The organism is Streptomyces sp. NPDC058401, from assembly GCF_042722885.1.
Taxonomy (GTDB): Bacteria; Actinomycetota; Actinomycetes; order Streptomycetales; family Streptomycetaceae; genus Streptomyces.
In genome coordinates this window covers 41,414-57,351 of the sequence record NZ_JBHXKA010000023.1, presented here as the reverse complement: position 1 = coordinate 57,351, position 15,938 = coordinate 41,414, and the positions used below count along the sequence as shown (strand labels likewise).

15 protein-coding genes are annotated in these 15,938 nt (G+C 71.6%); 8 read left to right on the top strand and 7 right to left on the bottom strand.

Features of this window, described 5'->3' with window-relative positions:
* Nucleotides 1-1,218 carry a PucR family transcriptional regulator gene (locus ACFWNV_RS11655; RefSeq protein WP_383944197.1) on the bottom strand — a complete coding sequence of 406 codons (1,218 nt, stop codon included), beginning with the start codon at nt 1,216-1,218 and terminating at the stop codon, nt 1-3.
* Nucleotides 1,219-1,298: 80 nt separating this feature from the next.
* On the opposite strand from ACFWNV_RS11655, the gene ACFWNV_RS11650 reads away from it, so the two are divergent.
* A complete protein-coding gene (locus ACFWNV_RS11650; RefSeq protein WP_383944194.1) occupies nt 1,299-2,012 on the top strand; it encodes a pirin family protein in 714 nt (237 codons plus the stop codon).
* A 3-nt stretch (nt 2,013-2,015) separates the two neighbouring features.
* Here ACFWNV_RS11650 and ACFWNV_RS11645 read toward each other — a convergent pair whose 3' ends face one another.
* The gene (locus tag ACFWNV_RS11645) at nt 2,016-2,834 is read right to left on the bottom strand and encodes a serine hydrolase domain-containing protein (protein WP_383944270.1); all 819 of its coding nucleotides are present in this window, start codon (nt 2,832-2,834) and stop codon (nt 2,016-2,018) included.
* A gap of 60 nt (nt 2,835-2,894) precedes the next feature.
* Between ACFWNV_RS11645 and ACFWNV_RS11640 the strand changes: the two genes are divergently transcribed.
* Nucleotides 2,895-3,311: a MerR family transcriptional regulator gene (locus ACFWNV_RS11640; protein WP_383944191.1), complete on the top strand. Its 417-nt coding sequence runs from the start codon at nt 2,895-2,897 to the stop codon at nt 3,309-3,311.
* Nucleotides 3,308-4,366: an aldo/keto reductase gene (locus ACFWNV_RS11635; RefSeq protein WP_383944188.1), complete on the top strand. Its 1,059-nt coding sequence runs from the start codon at nt 3,308-3,310 to the stop codon at nt 4,364-4,366. The genes ACFWNV_RS11640 and ACFWNV_RS11635 overlap by 4 nt, the downstream gene beginning before the upstream one ends.
* 132 nt (nt 4,367-4,498) lie before the next feature.
* Here ACFWNV_RS11635 and ACFWNV_RS11630 read toward each other — a convergent pair whose 3' ends face one another.
* The 3 genes from ACFWNV_RS11630 to ACFWNV_RS11620 all read right to left on the bottom strand — a co-directional run bounded on the left by ACFWNV_RS11630 (nt 4,499) and on the right by ACFWNV_RS11620 (nt 7,498).
* Nucleotides 4,499-5,344, bottom strand: a complete 846-nt coding sequence (locus ACFWNV_RS11630; RefSeq protein ID WP_383944186.1) for a DUF4429 domain-containing protein — start codon at nt 5,342-5,344, stop codon at nt 4,499-4,501.
* 97 nt (nt 5,345-5,441) lie between these two features.
* Nucleotides 5,442-6,557 (bottom strand): alpha/beta hydrolase, encoded by a 1,116-nt coding sequence (locus tag ACFWNV_RS11625; RefSeq protein ID WP_383944268.1) that lies wholly within the window; start codon nt 6,555-6,557, stop codon nt 5,442-5,444.
* A gap of 281 nt (nt 6,558-6,838) precedes the next feature.
* Nucleotides 6,839-7,498 carry a TetR/AcrR family transcriptional regulator gene (locus ACFWNV_RS11620; protein ID WP_383944266.1) on the bottom strand — a complete coding sequence of 220 codons (660 nt, stop codon included), beginning with the start codon at nt 7,496-7,498 and terminating at the stop codon, nt 6,839-6,841.
* Nucleotides 7,499-7,589: 91 nt separating this feature from the next.
* Between ACFWNV_RS11620 and ACFWNV_RS11615 the strand changes: the two genes are divergently transcribed.
* Both ACFWNV_RS11615 and ACFWNV_RS11610 read left to right on the top strand, forming a co-directional pair.
* A complete protein-coding gene (locus ACFWNV_RS11615) occupies nt 7,590-9,206 on the top strand; it encodes an MFS transporter (RefSeq protein WP_383944183.1) in 1,617 nt (538 codons plus the stop codon).
* A 326-nt stretch (nt 9,207-9,532) separates the two neighbouring features.
* Nucleotides 9,533-9,946: a peptidase inhibitor family I36 protein gene (locus tag ACFWNV_RS11610; RefSeq protein WP_383944180.1), complete on the top strand. Its 414-nt coding sequence runs from the start codon at nt 9,533-9,535 to the stop codon at nt 9,944-9,946.
* Here the strand turns inward: ACFWNV_RS11610 and ACFWNV_RS11605 are convergent.
* Both ACFWNV_RS11605 and aceE read right to left on the bottom strand, forming a co-directional pair.
* Nucleotides 9,927-10,766, bottom strand: coding sequence for a potassium channel family protein (locus tag ACFWNV_RS11605; RefSeq protein ID WP_383944177.1), 840 nt, complete (start codon nt 10,764-10,766; stop codon nt 9,927-9,929). The genes ACFWNV_RS11610 and ACFWNV_RS11605 overlap by 20 nt on opposite strands.
* Nucleotides 10,767-10,838: 72 nt before the next feature.
* A complete protein-coding gene (gene aceE / locus ACFWNV_RS11600) occupies nt 10,839-13,571 on the bottom strand; it encodes a pyruvate dehydrogenase (acetyl-transferring), homodimeric type (RefSeq protein WP_383944175.1) in 2,733 nt (910 codons plus the stop codon).
* 435 nt (nt 13,572-14,006) lie between these two features.
* On the opposite strand from aceE, the gene ACFWNV_RS11595 reads away from it, so the two are divergent.
* The 3 genes from ACFWNV_RS11595 to ACFWNV_RS11585 all read left to right on the top strand — a co-directional run bounded on the left by ACFWNV_RS11595 (nt 14,007) and on the right by ACFWNV_RS11585 (nt 15,796).
* Nucleotides 14,007-14,432, top strand: coding sequence for a DUF3052 domain-containing protein (locus ACFWNV_RS11595; RefSeq protein ID WP_383944172.1), 426 nt, complete (start codon nt 14,007-14,009; stop codon nt 14,430-14,432).
* 169 nt (nt 14,433-14,601) lie between these two features.
* Nucleotides 14,602-15,060, top strand: coding sequence for a peroxiredoxin (locus tag ACFWNV_RS11590; protein WP_383944169.1), 459 nt, complete (start codon nt 14,602-14,604; stop codon nt 15,058-15,060).
* 160 nt (nt 15,061-15,220) lie between these two features.
* The gene (locus tag ACFWNV_RS11585) at nt 15,221-15,796 is read left to right on the top strand and encodes a TerD family protein (protein WP_112446263.1); all 576 of its coding nucleotides are present in this window, start codon (nt 15,221-15,223) and stop codon (nt 15,794-15,796) included.
* Nucleotides 15,797-15,938 lie beyond the last annotated feature (142 nt).

Below are 15,938 nucleotides of genomic sequence, written 5' to 3'. Positions count from 1 at the left end.
TTAGGACTGCGGATCGCCGTCGGCCAGACGCCCGAGGATCAGGGCGATTCGCAGCGTGAACGCAGAACGGACATCCGAGGGCGACCAGCCGGTGACGTCTGTCACACGTCGGAGCCGGTAGCGCACGGTGTTCGGGTGTACGAACAGCATCCGGGCCGCACCTTCGAGGCTGCTCGCCTGCTCCAGATAGACACTCAGCGTTTCCAACAGGGCCGAGCCCGCTTCTTCGAGCGGTCTGTAGATCTCCTCCACCAGCTGCTCGCGGGCCGCAGGGTCGGAGGCGATCGCACGTTCGGGCAGGAGATCGTCCGCGAGAACCGGACGCGGAGCGTCCTGCCACGCCGTGCACGCCTTCAGCCCGGCGGCCGCCGCCTGTGCCGACTTCGTGGCGTTCAGCAGGTCCGGGACCACCGGTCCGGCAACCACCGCACCCGCCGCGAACGGCCCGATCAGCGACTTCGCCACCTGCATCGGATTGTCGCTGCCACCCGCGATGACCACGAGCCGGTCGCCCAGCACACCCGTGAGGACCTGCAGCTTGTGGTGGCGGGCCGCCCGCCGGATGGCCTCGACCGTCAGCTCGCTGTCGCCCTCCGGAGCGGTGCCCAGCACCACGCACACGTGCTCGGGGGAGTTCCAGCCGAGGGCCGCGGCCCGGGACAGCGCGCCCTCGTCGGCCTCCCCGGACAGCACCGCGTTGACCACCAGGGACTCCAGGCGGGCGTCCCACGCGCCGCGGGCCTCGGCGGCCTGGGCGTACACCTGGGCGGTCGCGAAGGCGATCTCCCGGGCGTACACGAGCAGGGCCTCGCGCAGGATCGACTCGTCGCCGGGCGCCGCGACCTCGTCGATCGCGGTCTCCATGACCTCGATCGTGGTGCGCACCATCTCGACGGTCTGGCGCAGGGTGATCGCCCGGGTCAGCTCGCGCGGAGCCGTCCCGAAGACGTCGGTGGAGATCGCCTGGGGGGTTTCCGGATGCCGGAACCACTCGGTGAACGCGGCGATGCCGGCCTGGGCGACCAGGCCGATCCAGGACCGGTTCTCCGGCGGCATCGCCCGGTACCACGACAGCGTCTCGTCCATGCGCGCGATGGCGTTGGCGGCGAGCCGGCCGGAGGACTTCTCCAGTCGGCGCAGCGTCGCCGCGTGCGGATGGGCCGGAGCCGGATGCGCGGGGTGGACCACGGGTGAATGCTCACGTTCGGGTTGGGGCACGTGACAAGACTGCCTTATCGGGGCCGCTGCGTGGCGTCCGGTCCCGTCCCGGGCCGCGCCCCGGGGCTACGGTGGCCCTCATGATTGATGTACGCCGAGGCGCGGACCGGTACGAGGGCGGGGAACCGGTGGAGGGGATCACCACCCGGCACGCCTTCTCCTTCGGCCCGCACTACGACCCCGACAACCTGCGGTTCGGCCCGGTCCTGGCGTGCAACGAGGAGAGCCTCGCCCCCGGCGCCGGTTTCGACGAGCACCCCCACAGCCACACCGAGATCGTGACCTGGGTGGCCGAGGGCGAGCTCACCCACCGGGACGCCACGGGCGCCGCGACCCTGGTGCGGCCCGGGGACGTGCAGCACCTGCGCGCGGCGTCCGGGACCCGGCACGTGGAACGCAACGACGGCCCCGGGCCGCTGCGCTTCGTCCAGATGTGGCTGGCCCCGGCCGAGCCGGCCGCGGAGGCCTCGTACACGCTGGTCCGGGGGATCGCCGACAGCACGCCCTACGCCGTGCCCGCCGCCGGGGCCGTCCTGCACGTACGGCGTCCGGGCGCGGGCGAGCGGATCGCCGTACCGGCCGCCGGGCGGGTGTACCTGCACGTCGTACGGGGAGACCTGCGGCTGGACGGCGTGGCCGCCGGCGATGCCGGGCCCGCCACGGATGCCGGGGCCGCCGCCGACGAGGACGGCGCGGAGCTCGGGCCCGGGGACTCGGCGCGGATCACCGGCGAGCCGGAGCTCGAACTGATCGCCGGATCGCCCGCCGAGGTGCTGATCTGGGAGTTCTCGTAGGCCTCAGCGGGTTTTGAGCTCGGCCAGTACCGCGTCGGTGAACGGGGGCCAGGCCTCGACCGCCCACGGCCCGAAGGCGCGGTCCGTCAGCGCCACGCAGGCGGCGCGGGCGTCCGGGTCCACCCACAGGAAGGTCCCGGACTGCCCGAAGTGCCCGAAGGTGCGCGGCGAGGAACCGGCGCCCGTCCAGTGCGGGGCCTTCCCGTCGCGGATCTCCAGGCCGAGGCCCCAGTCGTTGGGGGACTGGTGCCCGTAGCCGGGCAGGACGCCCTTCAGCCCGGGGTGGACCACCGAGGTGGCCTCCGCGACGGTGCGGACGTCCAGCAGCCGGGGCTGCTGGAGCTCGGCGGCGAAGCGCACCAGGTCGGAGACGGTGGAGACGCCGTCCTTGGCGGGAGAGCCCTCCAGGCTGCTCGACGCCATGCCCAGCGGCTCGAAGACGGCCTCGGCCAGGTACGCGGCGAAGGGGATCCCGGTGGCCTTCGCGATGTGGTCGCCGAGCACCTCGAAACCGGCGTTCGAGTACAGCCGGCGCTCCCCGGCGGGGGCCGTCACCCGGTGCTCGTCGAAGGCCAGGCCGCTGGTGTGGGCGAGCAGGTGGCGCACGGTGGAACCCTCGGGCCCTGCCTGCTCGTCCAGCTCGATCGCGCCTTCCTCGTAGGCGACGAGGGCGGCGTAGGCGGTGAGCGGCTTGGTGACGGAGGCCAGCGGGAAGCGGTGGTCCACCGGGCCGTGGGAGCCGAGCACGGTCCCGTCGGAGTCGACCACGGCCGCGGCGGCGGTCGGAACCGGCCAGTTCTCGATGATGCGCAGACTCTGCAAGCTCTCCATGCGGCCGAGGGTACTTGCTTGGAGTGCACTCCAAGGATTTAGCGTGGAGTCATGAGCCTGACCCAGACCCCCCTGCAGACGCAGACGCGGTACACGATCAGCGAGGTCGAGGCACGGACCGGTCTGACCCAGCACACCTTGCGCTGGTACGAGCGGATCGGCCTCATGCCGCACGTGGACCGCTCGCACTCGGGGCAGCGGCGGTTCACCGACAAGGACCTCGACTGGCTGGGCTTCGTCGGCAAGCTGCGCACCACCGGAATGTCGGTGGCGGACATGGTCCGGTACGCGGAACTCGTCCGTGAGGGCCCGCACACCGCCGACGCCCGGCGCGAACTGCTGGAGCGCACGCGCGACGAGGTGCGGACGCGGATCGCGGAACTGACGGACGCGCTCGCGGTGCTGGACTACAAGATCGATACGTATGCGATGTGCACCACCGTCGCGGGAGAGGCAGACCGGACATGACCGGGAACACGGCAGGCAGCACGGCAGGAAACACGGCAGGCAACACGGCGGCGATCGAGCAGGTCGAACTGGGCGCGGGCGGCCCGCTGGTGGGCGTCCAGGGGCTCGGCTGCATGGGCATGAGCGAGTTCTACGGGGACACCGACGAGGCGGCCGCCCGGCAGACCCTGGAAGCGGCGCTGGAGGCCGGGGTCACCCTCTTCGACACCGCCGACGTCTACGGGCGGGGCGCCAACGAGGAGTTCCTCGCCCCGTTCGTGGCCGCGCACCGCGACCGGATCACCCTCGCCACGAAGTTCGCCATAGAGCGGACGGACGACCCGCAGTACCGGGGGATCCGCAACGACCGCGCGTACATCCGCGGCGCGGTGGAGGACAGCCTGCGCAGGCTGGGCACCGAGGTGATCGACCTCTACTACATGCACCGGCGGGATCCGGCCGTCCCGTTCGCCGAGTCGGTGGGCGCGATGGCGGAGCTGGTGAAGGAGGGCAAGGTGCGCCACCTTGGACTCAGCGAGGTGACCGGCGCCGAACTGCGCGAGGCGCACGCGGTGCACCCGATCACGGCGCTCCAGTCGGAGTGGTCGCTGTTCAGCCGGGACGTGGAGCGCAGCGCGGTGGGCGCGGCGGCTGAGCTGGACGTGGCCATCGCGGCGTACTCCCCGCTCGGGCGCGGCTTCCTGACCGGGGCGTTCGCGGACGCGGCGACGGAGCTGACGGCCGGTGACTTCCGGCAGTACCAGCCCCGGTTCACCGGTGACAACGCGAAGGCGAACGCGGCGCTCCTGACCCCCGTACGGGAGATCGCGGCGGCCCGCGGGGCCACGCCGGCCCAGATCGCCCTGGCGTGGGTGCAGCAGCGGGCGGCGGTACACGGCCTCACGGTCGTCCCGATCCCGGGCACCCGCAAGCCCTCCCGCCTCGCGGAGAACACGGCGGCGACCCGCATCACCCTGACGCCCGCGGAACTCTCCCTCCTGGACCCGATCGCCTCCCGGGTCGCGGGCGACCGCTACCCGGACATGAGCTCGACCTCGGCGGCGCGGGAGGGGTAGTCCCTTTCAGCCGTCCGGCGTTTGAGGACCGGGGTCTGGGGCGGAGCCCCAGGGGGTCCGGGCGGAGCCCGGGGAACGGTGGAAGGGCGGGTAGGGGACAGCCCCGCAGGGCCGGGCGGGCACCCCGCAGGGTCAGGCTTCGGCCGTGAAGCGGTCCCGCAGGGCCCGGTACTCGGCGTCCGTGAGGAGCCCCGCACTGTGCAGCTCGGCGAGGTGCTGGATCCGCTCCCAGGTCCGGGGCCCGGACACACCCGCGCCGGAGGCGACCGGCGTCCGCGCCCGCAGAGCTGCAAGCACCGCCGCCGCGAACGGCAGGGACTCGTGCACGGCCCCGTACCCCACCCCGAAGACCGCGGAGGCGAGATCGTGGTCCGGCCGTGGATCACCCGCGCCCTCGCGGGGCAACAGCCGCAGGTGCCCGCCGGGGCGTTCCGGGGACTGCCAGACCAGCCCGGCCAGGGCGGTCAGCGGATACCGCTGGTCGCCCGCCTTCCACTTGGCGCTGGTGGCCCCGGTCCGTGACCAGTGGAAGGTGACGGCGCCGCCGTCGAGGGCGAGCCGGGCGTCGTAGGCCTTCAGCGCGGCCGGCGGCTCCGGGGCGGAGACGAGGAACCGATCGGCCGGTTCGGCCGGCCCCAGCCGCTCGCGCAGGGCCTCGGTGAACTCCGCCGCGCCGACGGAACCGGCGGCTCCGCCCGGCAGCACCAGCCGGTACGGATCGCAGACCTCCCGCAGCTGCCCGGCCGCGGCCTCCATGAGCGGATCGGCTCCCACCCGTACGCGGGCGTGCAGAACCAGGGTGTCCCGCCGCCCCGCGGTCAGGCTCACCCCGGACACCGCCTCCAGGGGGATCCGCCGTTCCCCCAGGGCGTGCCAGAGTCTGGGCGTTCGCATCCCCCGTGCGAAGCGGATGATGAGCGAGTTCGTGGTGCGGTCGAACTCCCAGACGGCATGGTTTCCGGCCAGTACGTCACCCATGCGGCACATCGTAAAGGGACGCACCCCCGTGCGTCCCCCCGCTGTGAGGTCCGATTTCGGGTCGGCCGACCGGGTCAGGGCCGTTCGTCCCGGATGTTCAGCGCCGGCAGGTGTCGTCCCCGGCCGCGCACACCGTGGAACCGAACGCCCCGGTTCCGATTTTGGCGAAGTTGTCCAGGGATTCGGTCCCTGGCTCGAAGTAGCCGGTGTGGCTCTTGGCTCCGGCCGCCGACAGGACCCGCGCGCCGAACTCCCCGGAGACCGGGTCCGCGCCGTGGCCCAGGCCTCCGAACTCCAGGTGGGGCACGTCGGCGATCCAGTCACCGGCGTCCCGCATCGCCCACACCCGCGCCGCGGTGCCCAGCTCGGCGGCGTTCGCGACGCGCATCCCGGGGCTGCCCGCCACCACGATGTCCGTGACCTGCGGCGGCAGTTCGTGCGCCGCCACCCCGCACACCACCGAACCGTAGCTGTGGCAGAACAGCGCCACGCTCGCCCGCCCCGGCAGCGCCGCGGTCAGCGAGCGCAGCCGGGCCGCGCCGTCCACCGCGAGGCGCCCGGTCGCCGCGTCCATGCCGACGCCGGTCGGGGCGGTGTAGCCGGCCCAGGCGATGACCGCGGTCCGGCTGCCCGGGGCCGCCGTGCGCTCGGCCGCGTACAGGGACTCGGCCATGCCGACGGGCGCCGTCAGGCGGCGCACGGTCCGCTCGAAGGTGAGGGCGTCGGTGTCGACGCCGGGGACGACCACCGAGACCCGGCGGGCCTCGCCGAGGTCGCCGAAGACCTCGGCGACGAGGCCGCTGCCGGTGGGGTCGAAGACGAGGATCTGCCGGCCGGACTCGGCGAGGGACTCGAAGCGGTGGGCGCGCCGGGCGGCGGTGGCCCGGTCGGAGGGGGCCAGCGTGATGTCGTGCGAGCGGGTGTCCTCTACCCGCACGGCCTGCTTCAGGGCCATCCGGTTGGCCCGGTAGCGGACGCCTGGCGGTACGCCGTCGAGATTGCCGACCACCAGCGGGTGGCCCTCGGTGAGCCGGGCGCGCTGGGCGCCGTCGAGGCTCGCGAAGAAACGTGCCACCACGGGGGCCGGGGCGTCCGCGGCGGGCAGCGCCCGGCCTTCGAAGCGCGCCGCGGCCCAGGAGGCGAGCGCGGCCTCGCGCGGGGAGGGATCGCTCGCGGGACGGTAGACGGCCGTCCAGCCCGTGGTCGCGAGCATCAGGAAGACCACCGTCAGCGCGAGCAGGGCGCGCAGGGCGGCCGGGCGCGCGGGGGCGTCGGCGGAGTGGGTGTGGGCGGGGCCGGGCAGGTTCACTGCGCCCAGCCTAGGAGACCGTTGCGGGTGCCTGCGCGCCGGGTGACGGGAGTCACCGCCGACCGTGGGACGCGCCGCCGCCGGGTGCTCCCGTACGGGACCCCGCGCGCGGGCGCCGTGACCCGTACGCGGCTTTCGCCCGGACTTGGGCCCGGCTCCGCCCCGTCGGACGGCAACCGCGCCGGTCAGACGGGGCGCCGCCAGTCCGCGCCCAGCGCCGGACCGATCTGGTCGAGGTAGGCCTCGGTCATCCGCCGGATGGCGGCCACGCTGGTGTCCTCGCCCTGTCCCCAGAGCCGGCCGGTGACGCGCATCACGCCCGTGAACGCGGCCACCGCCACCCGCGGGCGCGGGTCGGCGTCCACGTCGAGGCCCTCGCGCTCGGCTATCAGCCGGGCGATCCGCTCCTCCAGCTCGGTGGAGCGGCGCAGGTGCACGGCGAGCAGCGCCGGGGTGGACTCGATCAGCCGGTAGCTGCGCATGTACAGGTCGAGCGGGACCAGGTCCGAAATGGCTTCTTCGACGGTGTCCCAGGCGGCGAGCACGGCCGAGCGCATCGCCTCGAAGGGGCCCTCGGCGGGCGGGCGGGCGTGCAGCGCCGCGACGAAGTGCGATTCGACCAGGTCTTGGACGGCGAAGGCGACCTCTTCCTTGTTGGCGAAGTACCGGAAGAAGGTGCGCTGGGAGACGTCGACGGCGTCGGCGATCTCGTCGACGGTCGTCTCCTCGTACCCCTGGGCGATGAAGAGGAGGAGGGCCGCGCGCAGGAGGGCGTCGCGCGTGCGCTGTTTCTTGCGTTCGCGCAGTCCGGCCGGCGGTGCGGGCGCGGGCCGCTGATCGGTCATCACGGCGGTCAGGGTACCTGTGACCGACCTGACAGTGACTGTCTGACGAAGCGGTCTGTGAAGTGTCAGTCGCTGTCACTAACCTGTCCGCATGACTAGTCAGATCACCGTCGACGGCGGGGACGCACTCTCGCTGACCAAGGAACCGGACCCCTCGCCGGTCCGCACGGGCCTCCGGGGCCACCCGTGGCTCACGCTGTTCGCCGTCGCGATCGGCGTCATGATGGTCACCCTCGACGGCACGATCGTCGCCGTCGCCAACCCGGCCATCCAGAAGGACCTCGGCGCCTCGCTCGCCGACGTCCAGTGGATCACCAACGGCTACCTGCTCGCCCTCGCCGTCTCCCTCATCACCGCGGGCAAGCTCGGCGACCGCTTCGGCCACCGCCAGACCTTCCTCATCGGCATCGCCGGCTTCGCCGTCTCCTCGGCGGCCATCGGCCTCTCCGGCGGCGTCGAGCTCGTCATCGGCTTCCGCGTCGCCCAGGGCGTCTTCGGCGCGCTGCTGATGCCCGCCGCACTGGGCCTGCTGCGGGCGACCTTCCCGGCCGAGAAGCTCAACATGGCCATCGGCATCTGGGGCATGGTCATCGGCGCCTCGACCGCCGCCGGGCCGATCGTCGGCGGCCTGCTCGTCGAGAACGTGAGCTGGCAGTCCGTCTTCTTCATCAACGTGCCCGTCGGCATCGTCGCGCTCGCCTTCGGCCTGTTCATCCTGGTCGACCACCGGGCCGAGAACGCCCCGCGCTCCTTCGACGTCCTGGGCATCCTGCTGCTGTCGGCCGGGATGTTCTCGCTGATCTGGGCGCTGATCAAGGCCTCCGAATGGGGCTGGGGCGACACGAAGACCCTCGCCTTCCTCGGCGGGTCCGTCGTGTGCTTCGTGGCCTTCGCCCTCTGGGAGAACTTCGTCTCCGAGCCGCTGATCCCGCTCGGGATGTTCCGCTCGCTGCCGCTGTCCGCGGGCACCGTGCTGATGGTGCTGATGGCCTTCGCCTTCATGGGCGGGCTGTTCTTCGTCACCTTCTACCTGCAGAACGTCCACGGCATGAGCCCCGTCGACAGCGGCCTGCACCTGCTTCCGCTGACCGGCATGATGATCGTCGGATCGCCGCTGGCGGGCCTCGCCATCACCAAGGTCGGCCCGCGGCTGCCGCTCGTCGCCGGCATGGTCGCCACCGCCGCCGCCTGCTTCGGGATGTCCCAGCTGACCCCGGGCACCTCCACCCTCACCATGTCGCTCTGGTTCGCCCTGATGGGCCTCGGACTCGCGCCCGTCATGGTCGGCGCCACCGAGGTCATCGTCGGCAACGCCCCGCTGGAGCTCTCGGGCGTGGCCGGCGGGCTCCAGCAGGCCGCCATGCAGGTCGGCGGCAGCCTGGGCACCGCCGTGCTCGGCGCGGTCATGGCGAGCAAGGTCGGCAGCGTCTTCGAGGACAACTGGGCCGGGGCCGGGCTGCCCCCGCTCACCCCGGAGCAGGCGGACCTCGCGGAGAAGGGCATCCAGGTCGGCATAGCCCCGGTCCCGCCGGAGGCTCCGGAGCAGCTCGCGGCGACCATCACGGGCGTCGCGCACGACACGTTCGTGTCGGGGATGAGCACGGCCTTCACCGTCGCGGGCGTGGTCGCGGTGCTCGCCGCGGTCGTGGCCGGCTTCACGAAGCGCGGCGAGAACGCCGCGGCGGGCGCGGGCGCGGCCCACATCTAGCCCCGCCCGGGCGGCATCGAGCCCCGCCCAGGCGGCATCCAGCTCCGCGCAAGCGGCATCCAGCCCCGCCCAGGCGGCCCGCCCGGGCACGGTGTCCCGCTGACTCCGTGTCCCGGCCGGGCGGCCGCGGCGGTTCCACGGCGGTCCCGGAGGCGTCAACTCCGGGGCCGCCACAGCCCCGTCGGGAGGTTCCGGCGGGGCTGTCGCCTATCCGGGTGGACCCGCTCGCGGCCTCTTCCGCCGGGACGTCCGCGCAGGTCAGCGTGGTGTCGACGGAGCTCCGGAAACGGTCCGGGGCCCGTACGTCCACCAGGAGTTGACCCGTCATGCGTACGTGGAGCACGACTTTCGTATCGGCCGCCGTCCTTGCCGCCACCCTGCTGATCCCGGGCACCGCCGGCTCCGCGCACGCCGCGGGCAACGGACCGGGGAAGGGCCGGGCCGCCGGACCGCCGACGCTCGGGGCCTGTGCCACCGGGCAGCTGTGCTTCTGGGCGAAGCCGGAGTTCAAGGGCGCCCGCAGGACCCACGAGCTCAGCACCCTCGACATCAACAGCTGTACCGCCCTGCCCGCCGGGACCACCGCCCAGTCCCTCACCAACCGGACCGGCCGCCCGGTCACCACCTACCAGTCGGCCGAGTGCGCCGAGACGGGCGAGTTCCAGACCTACCCGGGCGACGGGGTGTGGCTGCCCCAGTCCCCCTACCAGGTCAGGGCGTTCAAGGTGTGGGAGCGCTGACGGCGCCGCCACCCGCCTGGACCGGCCCGCCCTGGACGCCGACCCCGGCGCCCGGGGCGGGGTCCCCGACCGCCCCGACGCCTCCGGCGGCCCTGCCCGCCCCGCCGAGGCGGGCGACCTCGGCGCGCAGCGCCCGTACCTCCGCCGTCAGTTCGGTGATCGCCGCCGTCTGGGCGCGCTCCACCAGGTCGTCGCGCTCGAAGCGGGAGATGAACCAGGCCGCGATGTTGGCGGTCACCACACCCAGCAGCGCGATCCCGGACAGCATCAGCCCCACCGCCAGCAGCCGTCCGAGTCCGGTGGTGGGGGAGTGGTCCCCGTAGCCGACCGTCGTCATCGTGGTCACCGACCACCACAGCGCGTCCCCGAGGTTCTTGATGTTGCCGTTGGGGGCGTCCCGCTCCACGCTCAGCACCGCCAGCGAGCCGAACATCAGCAGCCCGACCACCGAGCCCGCCACGTACGTGGTGAGCCGGATCTGCGGGGCCATCCGGGCCCGCCGGCCCACCAGCATCAGGGTGGACACCACCCGCAGCAGCCGCAGCGGCTGGATCATCGGCAGCACCACCGCCGCCAGGTCCAGCCAGTGGGTCCGTACGAAGGCCCGCTTCGAGTGCGCCAGGCCCAGCCGCATCAGGTAATCGGCGGCGAAGGCGGCCCACACCACCCATTCGGCGTGCTTGCAGGCGCCGTGCACCGCGGCGCTCGCGTCGGGCAGCACGATGGGCACGGCGTAGGCCACGGCGAACCCCAGCGCGAGCACCAGCAGCGGCGTCTGCGTCCGGTGCTCCCACCGGGCCTGGGGAGAAGGTTGCTTCATGCGGAGCATCGTAGGGAACGCGTAAGGGGCGCCGGGACAGGTGTCCCGGCGCCCCTTACGCAAGAGTGACGGCTACGCGTCGCCCCCGGCCGCGCCCGGGTCGGCCGCCCGGACGTCCAGCAGCTGGTACCGGTCGATCGCCTGCTTCAGCGCCGAGCGGTCGATCTTGCCCTCCTTGGCCAGCTCGGTCAGCACCGAGAGGACCACCGACTGCGCGTCGATGTGGAAGAAGCGCCGGGCCGCGCCCCGCGTGTCCGCGAAGCCGAAGCCGTCCGCGCCCAGCGAGGTGTACGTGCCCGGGACCCAGCGCGAGATCTGGTCCGGGACCGCCCGCATCCAGTCGGAGACGGCCACGAACGGACCCTCCGCGCCGGACAGCTTGCTCGTCACGTACGGGACGCGCTGCTCCTCCTCCGGGTGGAGCAGGTTGTGCTCCTCCACGGCGACGGCCTCGCGGCGCAGCTCGTTCCAGGAGGTCGCCGACCAGACGTCCGCCTTGACGTTCCACTCCTCGGCCAGGATCCGCTGCGCCTCCAGCGCCCACGGCACCGCCACGCCCGAGGCCATGATCTGCGCCCCGACGGCTCCCGAGGTGCCCTGGGAGATCCGGTGGATGCCCTTGAGGATCCCGTCCACGTCCACGCCGGCCGGCTCGGCCGGGTGCTGGATGGGCTCGTTGTAGACCGTCAGGTAGTAGAAGACGTCCTCGGCGTCGGGGCCGTACATGCGCCGCAGACCGTCCCGGACGATGTGCGCGATCTCGTACCCGTACGCCGGGTCGTACGCCACACAGCCCGGGTTCGTCGACGCCAGCAGCTGGGAGTGGCCGTCGGCGTGCTGCAGGCCCTCACCCGTCAGGGTGGTCCGGCCGGCGGTCGCGCCGAGGACGAAACCGCGGGCCAGCTGGTCCGCCATCTGCCAGAACTGGTCACCCGTGCGCTGGAATCCGAACATCGAGTAGAAGACGTAGACCGGGATCAGCGGCTCGCCGTGCGTGGCGTACGCCGAACCCGCGGCGATCAGCGAGGCCGTGCAGCCCGCCTCCGAGATGCCGTCGTGCAGCATCTGGCCGGTCGGGGACTCCTTGTACGCGAGCAGCAGGTCGCGGTCGACCGCCTCGTACTGCTGGCCCAGCGGGTTGTAGATCTTGGCGCTCGGGAAGAACGCGTCCATGCCGAAGGTGCGGTACTCGTCGGGGGCGATCAGCACGAAGCGCTTGCCGATCTCCTTGTCCCGCATGAGGTCCTTCAGGATGCGGACGAAGGCCATGGTGGTGGCGATCGACTGCTGGCCCGAGCCCTTCTTGGCCGCCGCGTACGTGGCGTCGCCCGGCAGCTGGAGCGGCTTCGCGCGCACCACGCGCGTCGGCACGTAGCCGCCGAGCGCGCTGCGGCGGTCGTGCATGTACTGGATCTCGGGGGAATTGCGGCCCGGGTGGTAGTACGGCGGCGCGCCGTCCTCCAGCTGGGCGTCCGTGATCGGGATGTGCAGCCGGTCGCGGAAGCGCTTGAGGTCGTCGGCCGTCAGCTTCTTCATCTGGTGGGTCGCGTTGCGGCCCTCGAAGTTCGGGCCGAGGGTCCAGCCCTTGACCGTCTGCGCCAGGATCACCGTCGGCTGGCCCTTGTGGGCCTTGGCCGCCGCGTACGCCGCGTAGACCTTCTTGTGGTCGTGACCGCCGCGGCCCAGGTGCTGGATCTGCTGGTCGGTCATGTTCTCGACCATCGCCCGCAGCCGGTGGTCGCCGCCGAAGAAGTGGTCGCGGATGTACGCGCCCGTCTCGGTGGCGTACGTCTGGAACTGGCCGTCAGGGGTGGTGTTCAGCTTGTTGACCAGGATGCCGTCGCGGTCCTGGGCCAGCAGCGGGTCCCAGGAGCGGTCCCAGATCAGCTTGATGACGTTCCACCCGGCGCCGCGGAACTGCGACTCCAGCTCCTGCATGATCTTGCCGTTGCCGCGGACCGGGCCGTCGAGGCGCTGCAGGTTGCAGTTGACGACGAAGGTCAGGTTGTCCAGGTGCTCGCGGGCCGCGATGGAGAGCTGGCCGAGCGACTCGGGCTCGTCCATCTCGCCGTCGCCCAGGTACGCCCAAACGTGTGACTTGGAGGTGTCCGCGATCCCGCGGGCCTCCATGTACCGGTTCATCCGGGCCTGGTAGATCGCACCGAGCGGGCCGAGGCCCATCGAGACGGTCGGGAACTCCCAGAAGTCCGGCATGAGCCGCGGGTGCGGATAGCTGGAGAGGCCGTACGGGGCCTTCGACTTCTCCTGGCGGAACGCGTCGAGCTGCTGCTCGGAAAGCCGGTCCAGCAGGTAGGCGCGGGCGTAGATGCCGGGCGAGGCGTGGCCCTGGAAGAAGATCTGGTCGCCGCCGTCGCCCTCGTCCTTGCCCCGGAAGAAGTGGTTGAAGCCCACGTCGTAGAGCGAGGCGGAGGAGGCGAAGGTGGCGATGTGCCCGCCGACGCCGATGCCCGGGCGCTGGGCGCGCGAGACCATGACGGCCGCGTTCCACCGGGTGGCGTTGAGGACCTTGCGCTCGATCTCCTCGTTGCCGGGGAAGAAGGGCTCGTCCTTGGTGGCGATCGTGTTGACGTAGTCCGTGGAGCGCATCTCGGGCACGGCCACGCGCTTCTCGCGGGCCCGCTCCATGAGCCGCAGCATCAGGTAGCGGGCGCGCTCACGGCCGCGCTCGTCGACGGCCGCGTCCAGGGAGTCGAGCCACTCCTGCGTCTCTTCCGGATCGAAGTCCGGTACCTGACTCGGCAGGCCACCAATGATGATCGGATTGCGATCGGATGCGGAAGCCACGCTGTTCCTTCGCTGTCGGGGGAGTCGTGCCTTGAGTCTCGCCGCCTCCCATGGTCTTACGCTCGGCTGAAATCGTCATCTTTACCGTTGGGTAATCCCTTGAGGTGGCGGGATTGTGCTGGCTGCGGCGACGACAACGCCCAAACCGCAACCTTACGCCCATGTCGATCACCCTCTTCGCAAGGCCGTTCGTCCCTCAAACAGGTGCGAAAGTCCCGAGGCCGTGCCGAATGAGGTGGAATGGTGTGGGATGAATCACCGGGGGTACATGCGGAAGGGCTGAAAGTTGCGGCGAGACGGCCGCAATCGTCACCGTTTCGACGGTCTCGGCGGCCGGGTACTTGCGCGATCCGCCGCGCCCGTGTGGACTACGCCCATGCTGCGCGTACGCGCGCCGCCGAAGAACATTCACCGAACATGAGCAGGAGGCACCCCGTGAGCGCGACCGCGGACCACGCGGAGAACCTGGCCGCCAGGCTGGGTTTCCAGTCCGAACAGGTGGTCCAGGAAATCGGCTTCGACGACGACGTCGATCAGGACTTCCGTGATGCCCTAGAGGATCACGTCACCGAACTCGTCGATGAGGACTACGACGATGTCGCAGACGCGGTTCTGCTGTGGTTCCGGGAGGACGACGGCGACCTGACGGACGCCCTGGTCGACGCGACCGAGCTGGTCGAGGACGGCGCACTGATCCTTCTGGTGACCCCCAAGACCGGCAAGGACGGTTTTGTCGAGGCCAGTGACATCAGCGAGGCCGCCGAGACCGCCGGCCTCTCGCTGGCGAAGGGTCTCCCCGTCGGCAAGGAGTGGACCGCCACCAAGCTGGCGACTCCGAAGACGGCCAAGTCCAAGCGCTGAGCCGCGCCCCGCAGTCATGCGGACACACGCACCCCGCCCGCCGGAAGCTTTCCGGTGGGCGGGGTGCGTGCGTTTCGCGGGCGGGCCGGAGCAGACGCGCGGGGGGACCCATAAGGTGAGATCACCCGAACAGCCCAACGCAGGGATGCGGGACGAAGGGATGCGACAGATGGCGATCGAGGTCGGCAGCAAGGCCCCGGACTTCGAGCTCAAGGACAACCACGGCAGGGTGGTGCGGCTCTCCGACTTCCGGGGGGAGAAGGCCGTCGTGCTGCTCTTCTACCCCTTCGCCTTCACCGGCGTCTGCACCGGCGAGCTCTGCGAGCTGCGCGACCAGCTGCCGCGCTTCCAGAACGACGACGTGCAGCTCCTCGCCGTCTCCAACGACTCCGTACCGACCCTGCGCGTCTTCGGCGAGCAGGAGGGGCTGGAGTACCCGCTGCTGTCGGACTTCTGGCCGCACGGGGAGGCCTCCCGGGCCTACGGGGTCTTCGACGAGGAGAAGGGCTGCGCGGTGCGCGGCACCTTCGTCATCGACCGCGAGGGCGTCGTGCGCTGGACCGTCGTCAACGGGCTGCCCGACGCGCGTGACCTGAACGAGTACATCAAGGCCCTCGACAGCCTCTAGTCCGTGCCGCAGGCTCATGGGCACGGTGCCGGCAGGCACGCGGGCCCGTTCGCCTGGAATAAGCCCGTACAGGCGGGAACCCGTCACTAGGATCGAAACGTTGATCCGGTAGCAACCGCACGACGGGGCACCGCCCCACACAAAACCTTATGGAGGACCCGTGGGAGTCAGCCTCAGCAAGGGCGGCAACGTCTCGCTGACCAAGGCCGCGCCGAACCTGACGGCGGTCATCGTCGGACTGGGCTGGGACGCTCGCACCACCACCGGTGTCGACTTCGACCTCGACGCCAGCGCGATCCTGACCAACGACCAGGGCAAGGTCGCCAGCGACGCGAACTTCGTCTTCTTCAACAACCTGAAGAGCCCCGACGGCTCGGTCGAGCACACCGGTGACAACACCACCGGTGAGGGCGAGGGCGACGACGAGGCGATCAAGGTCAACCTCGCCGGCGTCCCCGCCGACGTGGCCAAGATCGTCTTCCCGGTCTCGATCTACGAGGCCGAGAGCCGTCAGCAGAGCTTCGGCCAGGTCCGCAACGCGTACATCCGCGTCGTGAACCAGGCCGACAACGCCGAGCTCGCCCGCTACGACCTGTCGGAGGACGCCTCGACCGAGACCGCCATGGTCTTCGGCGAGCTCTACCGCAACGGTGCGGAGTGGAAGTTCCGCGCCATCGGCCAGGGCTACGCCTCGGGCCTGCGCGGCATCGCGCAGGACTTCGGCGTCAACGTCTGATCCTGCTCCGCCCGAGCAGTCGTTCCATCCGTCCGGCGCCGTGCACTCGTGTGTACGGCGCCGGACCGGCTTTACGGCCCCACCGCCGTACCGCGTACCGTCACACCGCCGTACCCCGTCACACCGCCGTACGGCCGCTTCG

Bases quoted from the DNA above. Each gene is read 5' to 3' on its own strand.
- ACFWNV_RS11650 (WP_383944194.1), top strand. From the start codon at position 1,299: ATGATTGATGTACGCCGAGGCGCGGACCGGTACGAGGGCGGGGAACCG.
- ACFWNV_RS11640 (WP_383944191.1), top strand. From the start codon at position 2,895: ATGAGCCTGACCCAGACCCCCCTGCAGACGCAGACGCGGTACACGATC.
- ACFWNV_RS11635 (WP_383944188.1), top strand. From the start codon at position 3,308: ATGACCGGGAACACGGCAGGCAGCACGGCAGGAAACACGGCAGGCAAC.
- ACFWNV_RS11630 (WP_383944186.1), bottom strand. From the start codon at position 5,344: ATGGGTGACGTACTGGCCGGAAACCATGCCGTCTGGGAGTTCGACCGC.
- ACFWNV_RS11625 (WP_383944268.1), bottom strand. From the start codon at position 6,557: ATGCTCGCGACCACGGGCTGGACGGCCGTCTACCGTCCCGCGAGCGAT.
- ACFWNV_RS11620 (WP_383944266.1), bottom strand. From the start codon at position 7,498: ATGACCGATCAGCGGCCCGCGCCCGCACCGCCGGCCGGACTGCGCGAA.
- ACFWNV_RS11615 (WP_383944183.1), top strand. From the start codon at position 7,590: ATGACTAGTCAGATCACCGTCGACGGCGGGGACGCACTCTCGCTGACC.
- ACFWNV_RS11610 (WP_383944180.1), top strand. From the start codon at position 9,533: ATGCGTACGTGGAGCACGACTTTCGTATCGGCCGCCGTCCTTGCCGCC.
- ACFWNV_RS11605 (WP_383944177.1), bottom strand. From the start codon at position 10,766: ATGAAGCAACCTTCTCCCCAGGCCCGGTGGGAGCACCGGACGCAGACG.
- ACFWNV_RS11590 (WP_383944169.1), top strand. From the start codon at position 14,602: ATGGCGATCGAGGTCGGCAGCAAGGCCCCGGACTTCGAGCTCAAGGAC.